Source organism: Pseudomonas taiwanensis, from assembly GCF_013393345.1.
Taxonomy (GTDB): Bacteria; Pseudomonadota; Gammaproteobacteria; order Pseudomonadales; family Pseudomonadaceae; genus Metapseudomonas; species Metapseudomonas resinovorans_C.
Genome location: NZ_QJRF01000028.1, coordinates 25,843 through 47,158, shown reverse-complemented (window position 1 = coordinate 47,158; position 21,316 = coordinate 25,843). Strand labels below are relative to the sequence as shown.

The following is a 21,316-nucleotide window of genomic DNA, read 5'->3' as shown; positions in this document are numbered from 1 at the left end:
CAGGCACTTTTCGTGCAGATCCTAGATTCCGCTTCGAAGCAAATTCAGGTACTCCGGGCGGCCGCCAATGTCGTTGTGGCCGGTCCCGGGGATCACCTCCCGCCGCGCCACGCCCGAGCGGAACTGGGCGAAGAGCTTCTCGCTGCTCCAGCGTGGGATCACCTCGTCATGCTCCGCGACGATCAGCAGGGTGGGCACGGAAATGACCGGGGCGTAGCGCCAGGACTCGTACTTGTCTTGAAGCATCCAGCGCACCGGGAACATGGGGAACTGCCGCTGGGCCAGTTCGAGGATGCTGTTGTAGGGCGTGACCAGCACCAACCGCGCAACCTGGCGCTGGCTGGCGAGGTGAATGGCCACGCCGCTGCCCAGGCTGCGGCCGACCACGGCCACTTCGCTGTGCAGGGCGCTGACCTTGTCGAACAGCTCCAGGGCATCGTCGAGGATGGCGGTTTCGGTGGGTTGGCCGGTGCTGTCGCCGAACCCCCGGTAATGCAGCAGGTAGAGCGCATGATCGGGAAAGGCCTTGGCGAAGTCCGGCAGGCTGCGGGACACATCCTCTGCATTGCCGCCGAAGTAGATGAGCGCCTTGGAACTGGCCAGCGGTCGTACCGTGACGGCGATCTGCTGGTCCGTCACCGGCAACATCAGGAGCCGGTCAGGGCCGCCGATGGCGCGGGGCTGCGGAAAATAGAGCAACGAGCGCTGGAATGCGAAAAGCAGTGCGCCCGCTCCCAGGTAGAGCGCCAGCGCCAGCACGGCGACGCCGATCAGGCTGCGGGTCATGCTGAGGTCGGGCAGCGGTTGGCGAGGCGGCTCTCGAACACGGCGGGTGCCCTCTTTGCCGGGGAGCGGTTCATTCACCTTAGTCGAGGCAAGCTTGCCTAAGCTGAAAGGGCATGCCCACGCGAGGTGTCCCCATGGAACGCAAACACGCTCTTGAAACCTACAAGCACCTGAAGAAGCAGCACCCGGCGTATTTCCAGGCGGTGGAGACCCTCGGCGCTGTGGTACGCCAGGCCGGCCCTCTGGATGAACTCAGCCTGCAATTGATCCAGCTCGCCGCGGCGGCGGCGAGCCATTCCGAAGGGGCTGTCCACAGCCATACGCGGCGGGCGCTGGAGGCCGGAGCCAGTCCTGCGCATATCCACCATGCGTTGCTCGCGCTGACCAGCACCATCGGCTTTCCCACGGTTGTCGCCGCCCTGAGCTGGGCGGGCGATGTGCTGGAGAGTGAGGAGTAGGGCGCGTTTCATGTAGGAGCGAGCTTGCTCGCGAAACTTCTGCGTTGCTCTTTCGCGAGCAAGCTCGCTCCTACACGGGCCATGAGCTAGGCGGAGAGATCATGCGCCAGATGCGAAGGTGGGTGCCTGTCCCGTTAACGGGGGAAAGAAGCAGGTCGAAGACCTGCCGAAATTCGCGATTGAAATCGCCCCCACAGGTCACCCTGTCAAGTTGAGGGTGATACCTCCGGCTCCTGCTGCTGCAGCATCCACATCTGCGCATAGGTGCCGCCGGCTTCCAGCAGCTCGCGGTGTGTGCCTTTCTCGAGCACGCGGCCGGCATCGATGACGAGGATCTGGTCGGCATCCATCACGGTCGATAGGCGGTGGGCGATGACCAGCGTGGTGCGGCCGACCTGGATGCGGTCCAGGGCAGTCTGAATGGCCTTTTCCGATTTGGAGTCCAGCGCCGAGGTGGCTTCGTCGAAGATCAGGATGGCCGGGTTCTTCAGCAGGGCGCGGGCGATGGCCACGCGCTGCTTTTCGCCGCCGGACAGCTTGAGGCCGCGCTCGCCCACCGGAGTCTCGTAGCCGTCGGGCAGGCGCAGGATGAAGTCGTGGATGTGCGCGGCGCGGGCGGCGGCTTCCACCTCCTCGCGGCTGGCACCGGGGCGGCCGTAGCTGATGTTGTAGTAGATGCTGTCGTTGAACAGCACGGTGTCCTGCGGAACGATGCCGATGGCGCTGCGTACCGAGCCTTGGGTCAGCTCGCGCAGGTCCTTGCCATCGATGCGGATGTGCCCGGAGTCGATGTCGTAGAAGCGATAGAGCAGGCGGGCGAGGGTGGACTTGCCCGAGCCGGAATGGCCGACCACTGCTACCGTCCCGCCCGGCGGAATCTCGAAGTCCACGCCGTGGAGGATTTCCCGGCGTGGGTCGTAGCCGAAATGCACGTTCTCGAAGCGCACGCGAGGTTGGGTGGTCTGCAAGGGAACGGCATCCGCTGCATCCCGCACGTCCTGGCGTTCGTCCAGCAGGCCGAACAGCCGTTCCATGTTGGTCAGCGCCTGCTTCACCTCGCGGTACATCATGCCGAGCATGAACAGGGGGGCGGAAAGCTGCAGCAGGTAGGTGTTCACCAGCACCAGGTCGCCGATGGTGAGTTCGCCCGCGACCACCCCGGCGGCAGCGCGCCACATCATGGCGGTGACGCCGATGGCGACGATGGCGGTCTGGCCCAGGTTGAGCAGCGCCAGGGACTTGGTGGCCTTGACCCGTGCGTTCTCCAGGAAGCGCAGGTTCTCGTCGTAGCGCGCCGACTCGTGGGCCTCGTTGTTGAAGTACTTCACCGTCTCGTAGTTGAGCAGCGAATCCACCGCGCGCTCGTTGGCGCGGGTGTCCGCTTCCACGGATGCGCGGTAGAAGCGGGTGCGCCATTCGGTGACGGCGAAGGTCCACAGACCGTAGGCCACCAGGGTGCCGAGGGTGATGAAGGCGAAGCCCCAGTCATAGGCCCAGACCAGCACCGCCGTCACCAGCAGCACCTCCAGCAGGGTCGGGACGATGGTGTAGAGGGTCCAGTCCAGCAGATCGGAAATGGCGCTGCCGCCACGCTCCACATCGCGGGCGACGCCGCCGGTGCGACGGCTGAGGTGGAACTTCAAGCTCAGTCCATGCAGGTGCTGGAACACCTTCAGGGTGATCTGCCGCGAGGCACGGGCCATCACCCGGGCGAACACCACCTGGCGCAGTTCGGTGAACAGGGTGACGCCGATACGCGAAGCGCCGTAGGCCACCAGCAGGGCTACCGGCAGTACCACCAGGCTCGGTTCGACGTTGAGCTGGTCGACGATCTGCTTGAGGGCGATGGGAATGTAGAGGTTGGCCAGCTTGGCCGCGACGATCAGCCCCAGGGCCAGGGCGATGCGGCCCACGTACGGCCGCAGGTAGGGAAGCAGCGTCGTGATCACGGCAACATCGCCACGAGAGTCGGCCTTTCGCGCGATGGGGGCCGCGCCGTCTTGTTTGTCAGCCGCATCCTGCGGTGCCGGGTTGTGATCCAGGGCTGCCATCGCCCACCTGCCTTCTGTTTATCGAGATGTGGCGACCATACTCCAGCGGCGGACGCATCGCGACGTTTCCTGGGCGATACAACTCATTGGCGCAGTCGATATCGGGGAGCCCAGGCGGGCGCCTCACGCCATTGGCGGCAGCCGGCGTTTCACCGGCGTCTTCTTGACGATGGCGGTGTTGGTTTCGGCGTAGACGTTGATCCGGTCCAGCAGGGTGTCGAGTTGCTCCATCGAGCGAACGCACAGCCGGGCGATGAAGCAGTCTTCGCCGGTCACCTTGTCGCACTCGGTGAACTCCGGAATGTCCTGGATGCGGCGTTCCACCTCCTGCAGCTGGCCGGGCAGGGGGCGGACGCGAACGATGGCCTGGAACTGGTAGCCGAAAGCTTTCGGGTCCACGTCCACCGTGTAGCCCTTGAGCACGCCGCGTTCCTCCAGCTTGCGCAGGCGTTCGGCGACGCTGGGGGAGGAGAGGCCGCTGATTTGCGCGAGGGCCTTGAGGGAGCGGCGGGAGTCTTCCATCAGTGCGGCAAGCAGCAACTGGTCGATGTCGTCGGTCATGGATGCCTCGTTAGGTGAACGGACGAAAGTGCCTTGATAGTAAAGGTAGATCGTTATTCAAGCCTTCGCTTTCGCATGGAATCGTCCCGATGTGGCTCGGCATACTGTGCCCCATGCAGAGGAGCCACATCATGGACAAATCGATTCAACGCGGTTCGCTGGAAATGGTCGCCGCCATGCTCATCTCCGGCACCATTGGCTGGTTGGTGATGCTGTCGGGGCAGTCGGTGCTGGATGTGGTGTTCTGGCGCTGCCTGTTCGGCGCACTGACCTTGCTGGTCATCTGCGCGGCGATGGGCTTCCTGCGTCCCGGCATCCTGACCCGTGCCACCTTCCTTCTGGCGGTACTCAGCGGCGTGGCCATCGTCGGCAACTGGGTACTGCTGTTCGCCTCTTATTCGCGGGCGTCCATCTCCATCGGCACAGCGATCTACAACGTCCAGCCGTTCATGCTGGTGGGGCTGGCAGCACTGTTCCTCGGCGAGAAGATCACCGCGCAGAAGCTGGCATGGCTGGCGGTGTCATTCGCGGGGATGTTGGCCATCGTCAGCGCCCACGGCGGGCAGGGCGAAAGTGGCAGCGATTACCTGGCGGGCATTGCCCTGGCCCTAGGCGCGGCGCTGCTTTATGCGATTGCAGCGCTGATCATCAAGCGGCTGAGTGGGGTGCCTCCGCACCTGATCGCGCTGATTCAGGTCACTACCGGGGTGCTGTTGCTGGCGCCCATGGCGAACCTGTCCAGCCTGCCGCAGGGCAGCGATACCTGGTCCATCCTGCTGACCCTTGGGGTGATCCACACCGGCGTGATGTACGTGCTGCTCTATGGCGCCATCCAGAAACTGCCGACCGCCATGACCGGCGCGCTGTCGTTCATCTACCCGATCGCGGCGATTTTCGTCGACTGGTTCGCCTTCGGCCGACAGCTCGAACTGCTGCAGTGGGCGGGCGTGGCGGCGATCCTGGTTGCGGCGTTGGGCATGCAGCAGGGGTGGGGATTCAACCTGCGCCGGGCAGTTCAAACTCAGTCGTAGGCACCATCCGTAGGTTGGCGCTCAGTTACGTAGGGTGGAAATCGCTTTTTATTTCCACCATCTGCACCCTGCCGCAGTCCCGATGGTGGATCGATGAAGCGTGATCCACCCTACACGAGCTCCGGGGGGAGTTCGCGCCTCAATGCACTTCTTTCGATGCCTGGCCGAACTGGAGGTCTGCCGTATTCAGGCGTTCCAGTTCACGGCGCACCATGTTGGCGAAGGCCGACGGCTTGAGGTGATACAGCTCGGTGGCGACCCAGGCGAGCCAGCGCGGGCCCATGGCTTCGCGCTGCGCCAAGAGGCGTAGCGCTTCGTCACGGGCCTGACCGGCATGCTCCTCGTGGAACTGCCGGCGGCTCGCGGGATCAGTTGGCTTGCAGGCCGACATAGACGTTCTGCACGTCGTCGTGGTTGTCCAGGGCCTCGAGGAAGGCTTCCACTTCTTCCAGTTCGGCACCGGACAGGCTGACCGGGTTCTTCGCCTTGTAACCCAGGTTGGCCGACTGCACGGTGAAGCCGAAGTCCGGCAGCGCCTTGCACACGGCGTCCAGGTCGGTCGCTTCGGTGTAGAACAGCGCGGTGCCTTCGTCGTCGGCTTCGAAGTCCTGGGCGCCGGCCTCGATGGCGGCCAGTTCCACATCGGCATCGGCGCTGGCCGGTTCCGCCTCGATCATGCCCAGGTGGTCGAAGTCCCAGGAAACCGAGCCGGAGGTGCCCAACTGGCCCTTGCGGAACAGCACGCGCACTTCAGCCACGGTGCGGTTCACGTTGTCGGTCAGGCACTCGACGATCACCGGCACGCGGTGCGGGGCGAAACCTTCATAGAGGGTGCGCTCGTAGTTGACCACTTCACCGGAAAGGCCAGCGCCTTTCTTGATGGCGCGCTCCAGCGTGTCTTTCGGCATGGAGGCCTTCTTGGCCTGGTGTACGGCGAGACGCAGCTTGGGGTTCATGTCCGGATCGGCGCCGTTACGCGCGGCGATCATGATCTCTTTCACCAGTTTGCCGAAGATCTTTCCTCGGGCGTTGGCGGCGGCTTCTTTCGGTTTGGCTTTCCACTGGGCGCCCATGGCGGCTCTCTCGCTGGTTCATTGGGGAAACGGGTGGAGATTCTACTGGGGCGGCGGGGGAGGCTGCCAGCCAACTCGTCAGCCCGCCAGGCCGTGCGGAGAATCTGGCGCCAATTGGCCATTATGGTTAGATTGCATCTCACCAGGCCAACAGGCGCCAGGCGGCGTAATCGCCCCTGCGAAGTGGAGTCCGAATGCAGTTGCCCAGCAGTTCCAACGCGCCGGAAGGCGCCAGAGATGAGCGATTCAACGGCCTGGTCCGTATGGCCAGACGACACTTCGATGTCAGGGCCGCCCTCCTGACCATTGGCGACAGTGACCTCCAGCCGGTCCGCGCCTGTGACGGCTGGACACTGGCAGCCCAGTTGCCGGATGGCCACCTTCTCCCTTCCTTCGCTGCCCAGGGTGATGCCCTGCTCGTGGTATCTGATATCAGCACAGATGAGGGCCTGCGCAATCACGGCCTGGTGAAGGCCCTGCCCGATCTGCGCTTTCTCGCCGCCTGCCCCTTGCCCGGGGAGGATGGCGCCCCATTCGGCATGCTCTACCTGCTGCACGACCAGCCCCGGGATCTGGATATCGATCAGCAGCAGGGGCTGCGTGACTTCGCCGAACTGGCGGCCGGCGTGCTGGCGCGGGAGGAGTCGGATCGGCGGGAACTCGAGCGCCTGCGCGAAAGCGAGCGCCGCCTGGCCCCCGCCATTGCCGGGAGCGGAACCGGCATCTGGGACCGCAACACAGTGACGGGCGAAATCCATTACTCCACAGGCTGGAAAGCGCTGCTGGGGTACGCCGACCACGAGGTCGGCAATCGCATCGAGGAGAGTTACACCCGCGTCCACCCGGATGACCTGGCGTACGTGCAGGCGACTATCCAGGCCCATTTCGAGCGGCGCACCGAAGCCTACGAAGTGGAACACCGGCTGCGTTGCCGGGACGGCAGCTACAAGTGGGTGTGCAGTCGCGGCAAGGTAGTTGAGCGCGATGAGAACGGGAAACCGCTGCGCATGGTGGGCACCACCACCGACATCACCGCCATGCGGGCACTGTCGGAGAAGATGCAGCAGACCGCCGCGCTGATGACCGACCTCACCAACGAGATTCCGGGCATGGTCTTCCAGTACCGGCGACGGTTGGATGGACACTCGTACTTTTCCTATGTCAGCGCCGGGGTCCGTGACATCTACGGGCTGACGCCGGAACGGCTGGAGCAGAGCGCCGACGCGTTGCACGCGATCATCCACCCGGACGACCTCGCGCTGTACCTCGGCTCCCTCGAATCCTCCGCCCGTGACCTCAAACCCTGGCATCTGGAATACCGGGTGCTGTTGCCGGGTTGCGGCGCGTCCTGGCGACAGGGTGATGCGCGGCCCAGGCCGCTGGCGGACGGCAGCGTGCTCTGGCACGGCTTCATCACGGATATCACCGAGCGCAAGCTGATCGAAGCGGAACTGCAGGTGTTCGCCACCACCGACTCACTGACCCAGCTGTCCAACCGCCGGCATTTCATGCAGCAGCTCGAGGGCGAACTGGCACGTGTGCAACGCTCGACCGGCTACTGCGTGGCAATCCTGATGTTCGACCTTGATCACTTCAAGGCCATCAACGATCGCTGGGGCCATTCCGTGGGGGACCTCGCGCTGCGGCACTTCTCGTCGATCCTCTGCGCTCAGCTGCGTCGGACCGACGCCGCCGGGCGCATGGGCGGCGAAGAGTTCGCGGTGGCGCTGAGCAATGCTTCAGTCGAGGAGGCCACGATCTTCGCCCAGCGTGTCCAGCAGGAACTGAGCAGCACACCACTGCCCCACGGCGACGAGCACCTGGCGCTGGCCGTCAGCGTCGGTATCGCCACCCTCCATCCCACCGATTCCAGCGCCGAGGTCACCCTGTCACGCAGTGATATGGCGCTGTATCGCGCCAAGCGCGGCGGTCGCAATCGCATCGAATGCCATTGAGTGAGCGAGGTCGAGGCGGCGGCCATGATCCTGGCTGACCGCCAAAACCACCCTCCTGAGTTCGTCTCCCCAGCCCGACAATTCCCGGCAGCGACCACGCCCACGATCCGGCGCTGACGCGCGACTGAGTGGAAATGGGGAACCGGACGGCGGTAGCTGATAACAAAACTTTATCCAGGGTCTTGCAGGGTGAAGCGCCGTGCGGCGGATTTTCTTTCACCTGCGCGCCGCAAATTGCCACGGAGAGTGCACAGGATGGGGCGGAATCGCGCATCATTGAGCGCAATCAGCTTGAGGGAGGTTTCCATGGAGGTCATGTCATCCGTTCTGCGCCTTGGCGCGCTGTCACTGGGACTGGCGGTGGCCAGCGTCGCGGTGGCGAGCGAGGAGACGCAACTGGTCGATTCCATCAACACCTATCGCGGCCAGGTGCAGCCTTGTGCCGGCCAGGCGTCGATGGAGTTGCCCCCGCTCAAGGCCGACCCTCGGCTGATCCTGCCGGCGGGGAGTATTGGCGACCTCCAGCAAGCGCTTTCTCGAACGGCTTATCCGCTGGTGAACGTGCAGGCCATCAACCTCTCCGGTCCGCGTGACGCTCAGGCGGCCATGAAGGCCCTGCAGGAAAGCTTCTGCCAGGTGGTGCTCGACCCGCAGTTCGTCGATGTCGGCGTGAGCCGCGAGGGGCAGGACTGGCGCATCGTGCTGGCCCGGCCGCTTCTGGCTGGCGGCCTGGGCGACTGGCAGGCGGAAGGGCAGAAACTGCTGGCGCAGATCAACAGCGCCCGCAACCAGGCCCGCCAATGCGGTACCCAGTCGTTCCCCGCAGCAGCACCGCTGACCTGGAATGCCACCTTGGCAGGCGCCGCCCTGGAGCATACCCGCGCCATGGCGAACCAGAACTTCTTCGACCACAAGGACCGCGACGGCCGTACCCCCGGCGACCGTGCCGAGCTGGCCGGTTACTCCGCGCAACTGATCGGCGAGAACATCGCTGCCGGCCTGGACACCTCCAGCAAAGTGGTGGATGGCTGGCTGGCCAGCCCTGGCCACTGCGCCAATCTCATGAACCCGCAGTTCCGTGAATTGGGCGCCGCCTACGCGGTGGACCCGAAGAGCGATGCGGGCATCTACTGGACGACGATGTTCGGGGCGCAGTAAGCACGGCGGAGGAATCAGTCCAGGCTGTTCTTGACTCGCTCGCCAAGAATGAAGGCCTTGCCCAGATCGGGGGCGACCACGACCGGAAGCAGTGAATAACTGCCTTCCGGATAGTTGCCACCGCCACCGGCGCCGTACTGAATGACCAGCATCAACTGGTAACGGCCGTTCACGCCGTCCTCTTTCAGATCCGAGCCATCGGGCGCCTTGGCTATCCAGGCGGTGATCGGAATTTCCGGGTCGCCGTGGGGTTGGAATGCACTCGCCATATCGCCGTCATGGATGCGGACCACCGGCTCGCCGTTACCCTCGTACTCGTAGGTACCCGTGATCGGCGCCGGAAGGCTGGGGCTCACGTTGTAACCCACACCATTGACCGTTTTGGTGAGCAGGCCATTGGCTGCCGGGGCCGAGGCTTCAGTGCTCGCAGGCGCGGGTTGGCTGGCGGCGTTCTCTCGCTCGATCTGGGCCAATATCTCGGCCGCCTGAGCGTTCACTTCCTCCTCGATTCCCGCCTCCTGGATCATGGCCTTGTGCTGGGCCATCAAGGCCTCCACCTGAGCGTCTTGTGCTGCGCTGTCCGGGCTGGCGGAGGGAGGATTGTCCTGAGGCTCGGCCGATACCGACGGAGCGGATTCGACGACGGCTGTCGTGGCGGTCAGCGCCGAATGGACGTGCTCAGCGGAAGGTGCCGATTGGCCTGTGGCGGTCACGGCCGGTGACAGGGCAGCTTGCTCAGCGGTGGGTTGCTGCGTGGCAGGTGCCGGCGGAGCGGTTTGGGCAATCGTCTGCGTAGGGGCGTTCTCTTGCGGATAGGGCGTGGAGAACAGGACTTTCGTCACCTTGCCATCAGCGCTCGCTTCGACAATCTCGTGCACATAGGCGCCATCGGGGGACTGGCGGATGCGGTAGGGTGCGATGCCGAGAAAGAGCACGGAACCATCGGCTTCGAGCGTGCCCACCCATTCGACGCCGTTCAGGTTGCTGATCAGTTGGCCCGGACGAGCGCCGCGGCGAATGGTGCGGCTGAACAGCACGTCGCCGGCGTGGCTTCGAGCCGTTTCGCGGATTTCCTGGCCCGGTGTGCTCCAGGAAATGTCGTATCCGGGCACGTCCTGCTGTTGGGGCGTGAAGCGATGACCCACGAGCGAGGCGTAAGCCCCCCATACGGCCGGGTCTGCGTTGAAGCGGATACTGAAGTCCGCTGGCGGCACCACTTGCGTATAGCCGGACGGGGGCGGCACGGGCACACAGCCGGCCAACAGGCTGGCCATGAGGGCAAGGCTGGACGCAGCATGGGACCGGCGGCCGGTCCATGGCGATATCGTGGTCTTCATTGTTGTTATTCGCTCCTGTCCTTTATCGGTCGTGCTCCACGCAACTCGAGTGTTTTTACCGGAAGCACCAGTGGTTGGACAGGGGCTATTCGGGGCGCAGTAAGCGCCCCATTGCCGCGCTTCAGTCCTGGACGAGATGCGCTGCGAAGCCGCTTTCGCTCGGGGCGAGGTCAGGGCGCAGGGTGAGGGCGGGAATTTCGTAGTCGCCGGCGTTCTGCTTGCGATAGGGGATGGGCGGCGTCTGCCAGAAGCTGTCCAGGCGCTGGCCAAGTTCTTCGCGCACGGCGGCGAAGCGGGCTTCGTCCATGCGGCTGGTGCGATAGACCAGGAAGGGCGGTAACACGTCAAAGCCGGGGTAATGCAGGATGCCGCGCTGGATGGGGAACAGCAGATCATCAATGGGACCGTTGATGCCGCGCGAACTGTAGTGGGAGTCCCAGCCGCCGGTGGTGACGATCAGCATGGCGCGCTTGCCGGCCAGGTTGCCTTCGCCGTAGCGGTTGCCCCAGCGACTGTCGGAGTGCTCGCCCACGCCGTAGGCGAAACCATAGGCGTAAACGCGCTCGACCCAGCCCTTGAGGATCGCCGGCATGGTGAACCACCACATCGGGAATTGCAGGATCAGCGCATCGGCCCAGCGCAGCTTTTCCTGCTCGCGGGCAATGTCATCGCTCTGCCGGCCATTGGCGAAGGCTTGCTTCGAATCGCCGGACGGAGAGAAAGGCACGCCCGGCCGGTAGTCGAGGTGGTCATCGGCATCCAGCGTGGCCTTCCAGCCCATCGCATAGAGGTCGCTGACCTGAACCTGATGGCCGGCGGCTTCCAGGCGTTGCACGGCGAAATCCCGAAGGGCGCCGTTTAGGGAGCGGGGTTCGGGGTGGGCGAATACGATCAGGACATTCATGGGGAACACCTCCAGTGCGGGATGGGCGCAGGATGGAATTCCGCCAGGTATATTGGAAATGAATATCCAATATTCCAGGTATTGCAATGAATAATCTCAGGCGGCTGGACCTCAACCTGCTGGTGACCCTGGACGTGCTGCTGGCCGAGCACAACGTGACGCGTGCGGCGGAGCGGCTGAACTTCTCCCAGCCTTCGGTGAGTGTGCACCTGGCGAAGTTGCGCGACGTCTTCGACGACCCGCTGCTGTTGCCGGGACCACGCGGCATGCGCCCAACCGCGCGCGCCGAGGAGTTGCGCGAGCCCCTGCGCCAGGCACTCGAAGCGCTTGAGCGGGCGGTGGCGCCGGCCAGTGCCTTCGACCCGGCCGAGGCGCAACAGACCTGGCGCATCGCTGCCACCGACTACGGCGAGTCATCCATTCTCCTGCCGGCCCTGGCTGGACTGCGGGCACGGGCTCCGGGCACGCGGCTGGCCGTCGTGGAGATGGCGCCAGCACGCATCGCCCGGCAGGCGGAGCAGGGGGAAATCGACCTGGCCTTCCACACTGTCGAAGGCTCTCCCCACAACCTGCGGCGCCGCACCCTGTTTGCCGAGCGCTACGTGCTGGCGGGTCGCATCGGCCATCCGGGACTGAAGAAGCGGCCGACCTTGAAGCAGTTCTGCGCGCTGGAACAGGTGATCGTCTCGCCCGATGGCGGCGGCTTCCATGGCATCACCGACGAGACCTTGGCGGAGCACGGGCTGGAGCGGCGGGTGGTGCTGTCCGTGCCGCATTTCCTCTTCCTCCGATCGGTGCTGGAGAGCACCGACCTGGTGGCCATGTTGCCTGAGCGACTGGTACGCGGCAGCGCCTCCCTGCAAGTGGTGGAGGCTCCGCTGGAGATACCGGGCTACGAGATGGCCATGCTCTGGCATGAACGCTCCCACCGCGATCCGGCGCACCAGTGGTTGCGCGAGCAGATTATTCAGGCGGTGTGAGGTTTGTAGGAGCGAGCTTGCTCGCGAACCTTTCGAGCCGATCTTTCGCGAGCAAGCTCGCTCCTACACAAAGTCCTCAACATGGTGGAGGCCCCGTTGGAGATACCGGGCTGCTCTGGCACGAACGCTCCCACCGCGACCCGGCGCACCAGTGGTTGCGGGAGCAGATCGTTCAGGCGGTGTGAGGTTTGTAGGAGCGAGCTTGCTCGCGAACCTTTCGAGCCGACCTTTCGCGAGCAAGCTCGCTCCTACACAAAGTCCGCATGGAAGTCAGAAACGACAACGGGAGCCCTAAGGCTCCCGTCGAGGTGAATCATCAGTGCGGCTGGTTCAGGGTCAGTCGCATCTGGCGGTTCACATCCTTGTACAGCAGGTAGCGGAAGCGGCCAGGGCCACCGGAGTAGCAGGCTTGCGGGCAGAAGGCGCGCAGCCACATGAAGTCACCGGCTTCCACTTCGACCCAGTCCTGGTTCAGGCGATACACCGCCTTGCCTTCCAGCACGTACAGGCCGTGTTCCATCACGTGGGTTTCAGCGAAGGGAATCACGCCGCCCGGCTCGAAGTTGACGATGTTGACGTGCATGTCATGACGCATGTCGGCCATGTCGACGAAGCGGGTGGTGCTCCAGCGGCCTTCGGTATCCGGCATCACCTTCGGCTCGATGTCCTGCTCGTTGGTGACGAAGGCTTCCGGCAGTGGTACGCCGTCGACTTTCTGGTAGTGCTTGCGAATCCAGTGGAAGCGGGTGTGCTGACCGGAGGTGTTGCGCACCTTGTAGTCGGCACCCGGCGGGATGAAGGCGTAGCCGCCCGGCAGCATGGTGTGGACCTGGCCTTGCAGGGTCAGGGTCAGCTCGCCTTCCACGATGAACAGCACCGCTTCAGCGTTGACGTCCTGCTCAGGCTTGTCGCTGCCGCCGTTGGGGGCGAGTTCGACAATGTACTGGGAGAAGGTTTCGGCGAAGCCGGACAGCGGGCGGGCGATGACCCACATGCGCATGTTGTCCCAGAAGGGCAGGTGGCTGGTGACGATGTCACGCATCACGCCCTTGGGGATAACGGCATAGGCTTCGGTGAACATGGCGCGGTCGGTGAGCAGCTCGGTCTGTGCCGGGTGCCCGCCGTGCGGCGCGTAATAGGTGGATTTGGCCATGGGGTATTTCCTCATTGTTGTCTTGCTGCCTGTCGCGCGTGGCGCCGAGGCTACAAACCGTGCAGATCGGAGCGCCAAGGGGGCGCTGCCGTCGCTGAAAGCCACGATATCCAGCGGCGATTTCATGCACAAATTAAATGTTGGAATCCACCGTATTCATTTTTCGAATGTGGTCACTGGCGCAGCTCAGCTCCGAGTGTCTTGGGCCAGGACCCGTGTCAGCACGCGCGCAAGCTCCTGCACCATCGGGTCCGCCGCAGGGCGATGGAGCAGGGCCACTTCGAACATATCCACAGCGGGCAGTCCGGTGTTCTTCGGTACGACCGCGTGGCCCGCCGTAACCGCGCGCAGGGGCAGCAGGCCGATGCCCATGCCATCGGCGATGGCCGACTGGATGCCGGACAGGCTCGAACTGGTGAAGCTGATATGCCAGCGCCGGCCCACGGACTCCAGGGCGCTGATCATCTCGTCGCGGTACACCCCGCGCGGCGGGAAAGTGACGATCGGTAGCGGGTCGAGGTCGATGCAGGGGTTGTTGGCGCTGTCCACCCAGCGCGTCTTCTCCGGCCAGCAGGCCACTGCCTCGCGGCTGTTCTGGCGCTGCTTGAGCAGCACCAGATCCAGTTCGCCACGGTCGTAGCTGGCACTGAGGTCGCGGCTGAGACCGCTGGTGACCTCCAGCTTCACCTGCGGGTAGCGCCGGTTGAAGGCGGCCAGTTGCTCGGTGGTGCGCCCGGTGGCGAAGTCGTCCGGCACGCCGATGCGTACGGTCAGCGCCACGGTGGCACCGGAGAGCGCCTCGGCCATTTCGTCATTGAGGGCCAGCAGGCGTCGTGCGTAACCCAGCAAGGTGTCGCCAGCATCGGTGGGCAGCACATCGCGGTTGCCGCGCTCCAGCAGGCGATGCCCGGCCATTTCTTCCAGGCGGCGAATCTTCTGGCTGATGGTGGATTGGGTTGAATGCAGGCGGGTGGCGGCGGTGGTGAAGCTGCCGCAGTCGGCCACCGTGACGATGGCTCTCAGCAGGTCGAGGTCGAACAGGCGGCTATTCGATTTCTCACTTTCACTCATGGCGGTATCTGGTTTGTGAATGATCTTTCAGCTTTTAGCAGCTCACCCTCGTCCCGGCAATCCAGACCGCATTGAGTGCCCGGAACGACCAGGCCTGGGGCACCGCAGTGCCCCAGGCCTGGGTTCCGGCAAGCTCAGCGGGATTCGATCCTGCTCAGCGAGTGGCCGGCGACGAAGATGGACGCGGCGAGCAATCCCAGGTCCTTGAGGAGGAACTGGCCAGGCGCAACGCTGATGCCGGGGAATCCGACACTGGGCTCGATCACACCGGGGGTCGAGAACATGAAGCTCAGCGTGGTGAAGAACAGCCCGGCGGAAAGGGCACCTCCCACCAGCGAAAACTTCGGCGACAGCAAGCGTCCCGCAATCAGAAGGCCGATGGACACCTCCAGGAACCCGAGCAGGGTGGAGAAGGTTCGCACGCTGAACAGGTCATAGAGCCAACCCAGCAGCGGACTGTTGCTCACGAGCGGGACCAACCCTTCTGCTTCGTACTGGGTGAATTTCATGCCGCCGAACCAGAAGTAAATGACAGCGAGGGCGAAGTAGGCGCCGTAGGTTCCGACAGCGGTGGTGTAGGCACCGAGCGACAGTCTGTTCGTTTGGGTGGGGTTGGCTTGGCTGGTGATATCGAGCGTTTTCATGATTCTGGCTTCCCGTAACTTGGCTAAGGGGTGTCCCGGCAATCTGGTTGAGTGCCCTTGGGACGAAGGTTCAACGTGCAACCTGCGTGGGAGCGACCGAGGGGTCGTTCCGTGCCCCTCACGCCTGGGGCCATCAGTTTCCGATGAGTCATCTCTCCTGATCCCCCGCAGACTGCGTGGGGTGTGGAGATAGTGTTGCCGGGTAAGCCAAGCGTTTGGGCACAGAACGTATGAGGTATGGTGCAGATCGTCCAAAGCGAACGGGAATCCCCTGCCGGCCAGCGCCGCTGGCGCAGTGCCCAGCCCTGGGCTTCGCTTTCCAGTAATGGGACCGGCAGATCGGTCCTGCCTTGAGAGGAGCATTGCCATGAGCGGGCACGGTAGCGAACTGCTGGAGCGGGTACTGCTGGCGCATGGTGGGCGAGAGCGTTGGAACGCGTTCACCCGGGTGGATGCCAGCATCGTGACGGGCGGATCGCTCTGGGGCATGAAGGGCCTGACCCAGGACAGCGAACCGCGCCGCATGACCGTCTGGTTGCATGAGCAGAGGGCTTCGGTGATGCCGTTTGGCGCGCCGAATCAGCGCACGGCGTACACGCCCGGCCGGATCGCGATCGAAACCACCGATGGGCAGTTGCGGGCAGAACGGCTCGACCCGCGGACGTCTTTCCAGGGCCACGGGGAAACGACACCCTGGGACCCGCTTCACCGCGCCTACTTCAACGGCTACGCGCTGTGGTCATACCTGACCATGCCGTTCCTCTTCACGCTGCCGGGCGTGAAAGTTGAAGAGGTCGCGCCGTGGGATGAGGGCGGTCAGCCATGGCGGCGTTTGCGGGTTCAGTTTCCGGAGGACGTCGCGACGCATTGCCCGCAACAGGAGTTCTATTTCGGCGAGGACTTTCTACTGCGTCGCCATGACTACAGCGTCGACGTGAGTGGCGGATTGCCCGCCGCCCAGTACGTCCACGATTACATCGAGGCCCAGGGGCTGCGCACGCCGGGCAAGCGACGGGCGTACCGCCGCGATGCGAAAAACCACGCCATTGAAGCGCAGCTGCTGGTCGCCATCGATATCAGCGAGTTGCGCTACTCATGAAAAATCGATGCTTTGGTCCCAGGGGTCGCTGCTCTTGCCGCGTCTGTTGACTTGCCGACGATCCTCTTCGAAGCGGATGGTCTCGCGGCGATCCCCCATCTTTCGCCGATCACCGCCTTGACGTGTTTCGATCTGGAACTTCGCCTTGCCCCGGGCGGACGGTTCCGAGGGATCGATGGGCTTCATGCTGAGCTTGTCGAGGTTCGGTTTGTCGTTCGTATTCATCGCTTCACTCCGGTGGGACGCCAACTACCAGAGGGTAGATCGGGGATCGCCCCCACACGTGGGGGATGGAATGAACGGGCGATTGGGGCGCCTATTCGTCGCCTATTCGGTCCAGTCGACATTGTGCTCGACGAGATACGCATCGACTGCCGACCCTATGGTCGGGTGGAACACCTCGGTCCCGATCTCATCCAGTACGCCCAGGCGGTGCATCTTGTCCTTGACCGGGTCCTTCATCTCGGCAAAGCGCAGCTCGATCCCCCCTTTGCTTAGCCTCCGCTCCAACTCCACCAGCATGTCCGCCGAGGTGACGTCGACGCTGGTGACCGGTTCGGCAGCCACCACCACGCGGCGAACCGGGGTCGGGGACTGGGCGATAGCTTCTTCTATGCAGCGCTGGAACTGCTCAGCGTTGGCAAAGAACAGCGGCGCATCCCAGCGGAACAGCAACAACCCCGGCACCTGACGCGCGTCTGGATAGCGCGAGATGTCGTGGTAGCCACGGATGCCGTCCACGCGTCCAAGGGTGGCGTGATGAGGGCGCCAGCCGTCCCAGAGAAATTCGATCACCGCAATCAGCACGGCCAGGCCGATGCCGGGGACCGCACCGAGCACGACCACGCCTATCAGGCAAACGATGGACAGCCAGAACTCCCAACGCTGGATGCGGTGGATACGGCGTAGATCCTTGAATTCGAACAGTCCGATGGCGGAAGCAATGACCACGGCCGCGAGCGCGCTTTCCGGCAGGTGCTGCAACAAGTTGGGGCCGAGCAGCAACAGCAGGGCCACGCCCAGGGCGCCGAATACCCCGGTCAGCTGGGATTTGGCACCTGCGGACTCGGCCACGGGCGTGCGTGAGGAGCTACTGCTGATGGGAATACCCTGGAACAGTCCGGTCGCCAGGTTCGCCACGCCCAGGCCGATCATTTCCTGGTTCGGGTTCACGCGGGTCTTGGTTTTTGCCGCGTAGGTACGAGAAAGCACGCTGGTATCGGCGAAGGCCACCAGCGCCACGGTGAAGCCGCCGATCAGCACGGCGGTCAGGTCTTTCATCTCGATGAGAGGCAGGGCGAAGCTCGGTAATCCCTGGGGAACCTCACCGACCACCTTCACTTGGTGGCTGGCTTCCAGGCCGAATGCGCCCACTATCAGGGTGGCCGCCACGACCGCAATGAGAATGCCGGGTACGCGCTCGAAACGCTTGAGCAACAGGATGACGACCAGGCTGCCGGCGCCCACCGCAAAGGCGTACCAATTGGCCTTGCCGTCGAACACCGCCTGGAACAGGCTCACCACATCACGCAGCGGACCGGCACTTTCAATGGAGATACCGAACAGCTTCGGTGTCTGGCTTATCAGCACCGTCAGTGCGATGCCGTTCATGTAGCCGTAGCGAATCGGTTTGGACAGCAATTCCGTCACGAACCCGAGTCGCAACAGGCCCGCACCGATGCAGACCACGCCTGACACCAGCGCCATGGCACTGGCCAGGACGATGGCGCGCTGCGGGTCGCCTCCGGAGAGCGGCAGCACGACCGCAAGAATGATGGCGACCAGTGCCGAGTCCGGCCCGAGCACCATGTAGCGGCTGGGGCCGAACAGCGCATAGGCGAGCAGGGGAACGATGGTGGCATACAGACCGTAGATACCGGGAACGCCCGAGGCCTCGGCATAGGCAATGCCGACGGGAATCAGCATGGCCGTGAGGACCAGGCCGGCCAGCAAGTCCTTCGGTAGCCAGCCGAGTTGGTAGTCGTGCAGGAGCTGCAATCCCGGCACCCAGCGACGCCATCCCTCGGGTTCAGGCGCTGAGGTGCCCGGCGGCGGCTCCGGCTCGGCGGTGTTGCTGGATGGGGGCTGGTTCATGAACCGTTCCTGCCTCGTGTTGGCCTGCTGACGAAAAGCGATATGTCACGCATGCAAAGGTAGACCCGCGGGATCAGTCGCACCTGACGATGCGATGGGGAGTGCCTAGACTCATCAGGCACACGCCTCGTCGTATCCACGGCGGGCAGTCTGGCGTGCCGTCGTCACTACAACCGGGCCACCGGGAGGAGGCGGGCGTGAACAAGCATCCAATGGCAGGCATCTCACGGCGGCATTTCCTCGGCGGCGGCGTGGTGCTGCTGGGTGGCGGGTTGCTGGCAAGGTCCGCCTTCGCGCAGCAAGCCTGCTCGGTGACCCAAGGCGATATTCTCGGCCCGTACTACCGCTTCGGTGCGCCATTCCAGTCGCGGCTGGCCGGGCCCGAGGAACCGGGTGAGCGTCTGGTGGTGACGGGCACCGTGTTCAGCTCCGATTGCCGCACGCCTGTCGCGAACGCGCTGGTGGAGGTCTGGCAGGCCAATGGTGCCGGCCTGTACGACACCGAAACACCCGGCAACTACACCGACAAGGGCAACTTCAAGCTGCGCGGCATGCTCTACACCGACGCTCAGGGCAAGTACCGCATTGAGACCGTCATGCCTGGCCGCTACCCCGTTCCGCCGAATCTGCCGGGACTGGAAAAGTACGGCGGGATCATGCGCCCCGCCCATATCCACTTCCGGATCATGGAAGCGCTCCATGTGCCGGTCACGCTACAGCTCTACTTCAAGGGCGACCCCTTCATCGCTGGCGATCCGTGGGCCCATGATCGCTTCACCAACACCATCGAGCTGGAGCAGGACGGCGAGTTGCGCCGGGGCCTGTTCGATATCGTTCTGGCCCGTGGCTTCGGCTGAGTCATGCCCCACTTGCAGGCGGTATTGCTCGATATCAGCGGTGTGCTGTGCGATGGCGACCAGCCCATTCCCGGCGCCGTGCAGGCCGTGCGCCAGTTGCAGGACAGAGGCTATCCCCTGCGGCTGATCACCAATACCTCGCGCCAGGGCCTGACCAGCATCCAAAGGCAACTCAAGGCCATGGGCTTCGAGGTGCAGCCGGAGCAACTCTTCACTGCGCCCAGGGCCGTGCGTCGTTACCTGCAGGACCACGGGCTGCGTCCGTTCTGTCTGATCCATCCGGGGCTGGAAGAGGAATTCGCCCAATGGCTCGATCAGGCAGACCCGGATGCCGTGGTCGTGGGCGATGCAGAAATGCGCTTCGACTATGAACACCTGAACCGCGCCTTCCAGTTGCTGATTGGCGGGGTGCCACTGATCTGCATGGGCGACAACCGCTACTTCCGTGCCCACGGCGCCTTGCATCTGGATGCCGGGCCTTTCGTGCGGGCCCTGGAATACGCCGCAGGTACCACGGCGCTGGTGCTGGGCAAGCCATCTGCGGACTTCTTCGCCAGCGCGCTGGACGATATGGGCGTGCGTGCCGATCAGGCGTTGATGATTGGTGACGATGTGGTGGCTGACATCATCGGCGCCCAGGCTGCCGGCCTGCACGCTTGTCTGGTGCGAACTGGCAAGTATCGGCAAGGGGATGAGTCCCAAGCTCCGGAAGCCTGGGTGGCCGCCGACCTGGCGGAGGCGGTGGCGCGGTATTGCTGAGGGGCAGGTTGGGTCTTGCTATCACGGAGCTACCGGTTGGAATTCCTATTCATTCTTTCTGGATAATAGGTCAGAAAATTCATGAAGTAAGGTGAGATTTCTGGTTCTTGTTCGGCCTATTTCGGGTGCTCATATTCATTCGCTCTTGGAATGGAGCCAGAGCGATGAATCGTCGAGAGAAACCTCTGAAACGATTTCGGCCCGTGCTGCAAGGCACAAAATCTGTGCGGTCTTCTCGAATGTTCGCCCACAAAGAGGAGCCTGCCTGATGAAAGTCGAGAAAATTGACCTCTATGGCAATGGCAACTTTTTCGTCCGCCAGTTTCTCCCTGCTGATGAGCCCGTGAGGAATGTGGTCGTCATTTGTGGTGGTCTTGGGATTAACGCCGTTTTCTATCAATCGTTCGCACGCTGGCTTGCTGAGCGAGGTTCTTGCGTCGTGACGTTCGACCATCGTGGTCTGGGTCTCAACGCGGTACCCGAGGCGGAGATGGATCGAATAGATGTGGAAACCTGGTTCAGCCAGGATCTGAGCACCATCCTGTACCGGTTGCGTCTGAAGTATCCCGATCTATCTCTTTGTTGCATTGGGCACAGTTTCGGTGGCGCGACCCTGGGAGCATGTCCTGCCATCGGTGTCGTAGATCGCATTGTGCTGGTGTCGGCGCAAAGCGGTTACATGGGTAACTTTGGGCTCCGTATCAGGGCACTGCTAGGAATGTATGTGTATGTCCTGATCCCGTTGCTCGTTCCATTGCGTGGCTACTTTCCTGCCAAGAAAATTGGAGCCGGTGAGAACATTCCACGCAGGGTAATTCACCGGTGGCGGCAATGGGTGCGGGCGCCTGGGTATGTTCAGGATGATCCAAGTCTGAATCGCGAGGGGTACAGGAAGTTCAAGGGTACCTTGGCCGCGCTGGCATTCAACGACGATCAGATGGCGCCCTTGAGTACCGTCGTCGAGGTCGTTGACTACTACAGCCACGCTTCCCACTCATCGTTGCAAAGCATCTCCCCTGAAGACACGGGTATGAGTGAGATTGGGCACTTCAAGATGTTTTCCCGCGCTGCTGCGGAGACCCTCTGGCCACTGATCCACAAGAGCCTCACCTCCGCACCTGAATGGCTTGGTGGTATCCGGCACTGATCGCTCGTGGCCATGAATCGCTGTCTGGGCACTGCTAGCCAGATTGAGCACTTTGCTCCACCCAGCCTATGGTCGAAACGTAGGCTGGATGGAGTATTTCATTGAGAAATCCACATCGCTACCTGGGCTGGGCTGGGTAGAGATTCGCGAATCTTTTCACCTTCGACGCGATGGGTTTCGTACCTCAACCCATCCTAC

General features: G+C 63.5%; 21 protein-coding genes and 1 pseudogene. 10 read left to right on the top strand and 12 right to left on the bottom strand.

What is annotated here, in order from left to right; genetic code table 11:
* Window positions 1-21: 21 nt before the first annotated feature.
* Entirely contained in the window at window positions 22-786 is a 765-nt protein-coding gene (locus DM872_RS00345; protein ID WP_179057593.1) for an alpha/beta hydrolase, read from the bottom strand.
* Between the two features lie 134 nt (window positions 787-920).
* On the opposite strand from DM872_RS00345, the gene DM872_RS00340 reads away from it, so the two are divergent.
* On the top strand, window positions 921-1,244 hold the full coding sequence (locus tag DM872_RS00340; RefSeq protein ID WP_077526420.1) for a carboxymuconolactone decarboxylase family protein: 324 nt from the start codon (window positions 921-923) through the stop codon (window positions 1,242-1,244).
* Between the two features lie 206 nt (window positions 1,245-1,450).
* Here the strand turns inward: DM872_RS00340 and DM872_RS00335 are convergent, their stop codons facing one another.
* Window positions 1,451-3,295 (bottom strand): ABCB family ABC transporter ATP-binding protein/permease, encoded by a 1,845-nt coding sequence (locus DM872_RS00335; RefSeq protein WP_179057592.1) that lies wholly within the window; start codon window positions 3,293-3,295, stop codon window positions 1,451-1,453.
* Between the two features lie 123 nt (window positions 3,296-3,418).
* On the bottom strand, window positions 3,419-3,856 hold the full coding sequence (locus DM872_RS00330) for an Lrp/AsnC family transcriptional regulator (protein ID WP_077526422.1): 438 nt from the start codon (window positions 3,854-3,856) through the stop codon (window positions 3,419-3,421).
* Between the two features lie 131 nt (window positions 3,857-3,987).
* Here DM872_RS00330 and DM872_RS00325 point away from each other — a divergent pair, with 131 nt between their 5' ends.
* Complete coding sequence (locus tag DM872_RS00325; RefSeq protein ID WP_179057591.1) at window positions 3,988-4,887, top strand: DMT family transporter; 900 nt, start codon at window positions 3,988-3,990, stop codon at window positions 4,885-4,887.
* 139 nt (window positions 4,888-5,026) lie between these two features.
* Here DM872_RS00325 and DM872_RS00320 read toward each other — a convergent pair whose 3' ends face one another.
* Together DM872_RS00320 and DM872_RS00315 are read right to left on the bottom strand one after the other, a co-directional pair.
* Window positions 5,027-5,278: a hypothetical protein gene (locus DM872_RS00320; protein ID WP_179057590.1), complete on the bottom strand. Its 252-nt coding sequence runs from the start codon at window positions 5,276-5,278 to the stop codon at window positions 5,027-5,029.
* Entirely contained in the window at window positions 5,256-5,960 is a 705-nt protein-coding gene (locus DM872_RS00315; RefSeq protein ID WP_179057589.1) for a YebC/PmpR family DNA-binding transcriptional regulator, read from the bottom strand. Before DM872_RS00315 ends, DM872_RS00320 begins: the two co-directional genes overlap by 23 nt.
* A 194-nt stretch (window positions 5,961-6,154) precedes the next feature.
* On the opposite strand from DM872_RS00315, the gene DM872_RS00310 reads away from it, so the two are divergent.
* Window positions 6,155-7,915, top strand: coding sequence for a sensor domain-containing diguanylate cyclase (locus DM872_RS00310; RefSeq protein WP_179057588.1), 1,761 nt, complete (start codon window positions 6,155-6,157; stop codon window positions 7,913-7,915).
* Window positions 7,916-8,221: 306 nt separating this feature from the next.
* Window positions 8,222-9,073: a CAP domain-containing protein gene (locus DM872_RS00305; RefSeq protein WP_179057587.1), complete on the top strand. Its 852-nt coding sequence runs from the start codon at window positions 8,222-8,224 to the stop codon at window positions 9,071-9,073.
* Window positions 9,074-9,087: 14 nt separating this feature from the next.
* On the opposite strand, the gene DM872_RS00300 is transcribed toward DM872_RS00305, so the two are convergent.
* On the bottom strand, window positions 9,088-10,410 hold the full coding sequence (locus DM872_RS00300) for a hypothetical protein (RefSeq protein WP_179057586.1): 1,323 nt from the start codon (window positions 10,408-10,410) through the stop codon (window positions 9,088-9,090).
* Between the two features lie 121 nt (window positions 10,411-10,531).
* Complete coding sequence (locus DM872_RS00295) at window positions 10,532-11,314, bottom strand: NAD(P)H-dependent oxidoreductase (RefSeq protein ID WP_179057585.1); 783 nt, start codon at window positions 11,312-11,314, stop codon at window positions 10,532-10,534.
* An 86-nt stretch (window positions 11,315-11,400) separates the two neighbouring features.
* Between DM872_RS00295 and DM872_RS00290 the strand changes: the two genes are divergently transcribed.
* A complete protein-coding gene (locus DM872_RS00290; RefSeq protein WP_179057584.1) occupies window positions 11,401-12,294 on the top strand; it encodes a LysR family transcriptional regulator in 894 nt (297 codons plus the stop codon).
* Between the two features lie 75 nt (window positions 12,295-12,369).
* A pseudogene (locus tag DM872_RS30670) lies at window positions 12,370-12,479 on the top strand (LysR family transcriptional regulator); the annotation flags it as partial.
* 131 nt (window positions 12,480-12,610) lie between these two features.
* On the opposite strand, the gene DM872_RS00285 reads toward DM872_RS30670, so the two are convergent.
* From DM872_RS00285 to DM872_RS00275, 3 genes are all read right to left on the bottom strand, one after another.
* Window positions 12,611-13,447: a bifunctional allantoicase/(S)-ureidoglycine aminohydrolase gene (locus DM872_RS00285; protein WP_179057583.1), complete on the bottom strand. Its 837-nt coding sequence runs from the start codon at window positions 13,445-13,447 to the stop codon at window positions 12,611-12,613.
* Window positions 13,448-13,633: 186 nt separating this feature from the next.
* Entirely contained in the window at window positions 13,634-14,518 is an 885-nt protein-coding gene (locus DM872_RS00280) for a LysR family transcriptional regulator (RefSeq protein WP_179057582.1), read from the bottom strand.
* 134 nt (window positions 14,519-14,652) lie between these two features.
* Window positions 14,653-15,162: a YkgB family protein gene (locus DM872_RS00275; RefSeq protein ID WP_179057581.1), complete on the bottom strand. Its 510-nt coding sequence runs from the start codon at window positions 15,160-15,162 to the stop codon at window positions 14,653-14,655.
* A gap of 367 nt (window positions 15,163-15,529) precedes the next feature.
* Here DM872_RS00275 and DM872_RS00270 point away from each other — a divergent pair, with 367 nt between their 5' ends.
* Entirely contained in the window at window positions 15,530-16,261 is a 732-nt protein-coding gene (locus tag DM872_RS00270; RefSeq protein ID WP_179057580.1) for a hypothetical protein, read from the top strand.
* Here DM872_RS00270 and DM872_RS00265 read toward each other — a convergent pair.
* The gene (locus tag DM872_RS00265) at window positions 16,256-16,486 is read right to left on the bottom strand and encodes a hypothetical protein (protein ID WP_077526438.1); all 231 of its coding nucleotides are present in this window, start codon (window positions 16,484-16,486) and stop codon (window positions 16,256-16,258) included. The two genes, DM872_RS00270 and DM872_RS00265, sit on opposite strands and share 6 nt — an antisense overlap.
* A 102-nt stretch (window positions 16,487-16,588) precedes the next feature.
* Window positions 16,589-18,355 (bottom strand): SulP family inorganic anion transporter, encoded by a 1,767-nt coding sequence (locus DM872_RS00260; protein WP_179057579.1) that lies wholly within the window; start codon window positions 18,353-18,355, stop codon window positions 16,589-16,591.
* Between the two features lie 197 nt (window positions 18,356-18,552).
* On the opposite strand from DM872_RS00260, the gene DM872_RS00255 reads away from it, so the two are divergent.
* From DM872_RS00255 to DM872_RS00245, 3 genes are all read left to right on the top strand, one after another.
* On the top strand, window positions 18,553-19,212 hold the full coding sequence (locus tag DM872_RS00255; protein WP_179057578.1) for a dioxygenase family protein: 660 nt from the start codon (window positions 18,553-18,555) through the stop codon (window positions 19,210-19,212).
* Between the two features lie 3 nt (window positions 19,213-19,215).
* Window positions 19,216-19,971 (top strand): TIGR01458 family HAD-type hydrolase, encoded by a 756-nt coding sequence (locus DM872_RS00250; protein WP_179057577.1) that lies wholly within the window; start codon window positions 19,216-19,218, stop codon window positions 19,969-19,971.
* 268 nt (window positions 19,972-20,239) lie between these two features.
* Window positions 20,240-21,118: an alpha/beta hydrolase family protein gene (locus tag DM872_RS00245; protein ID WP_179057576.1), complete on the top strand. Its 879-nt coding sequence runs from the start codon at window positions 20,240-20,242 to the stop codon at window positions 21,116-21,118.
* The last annotated feature ends 198 nt before the right edge of the window (window positions 21,119-21,316 follow it).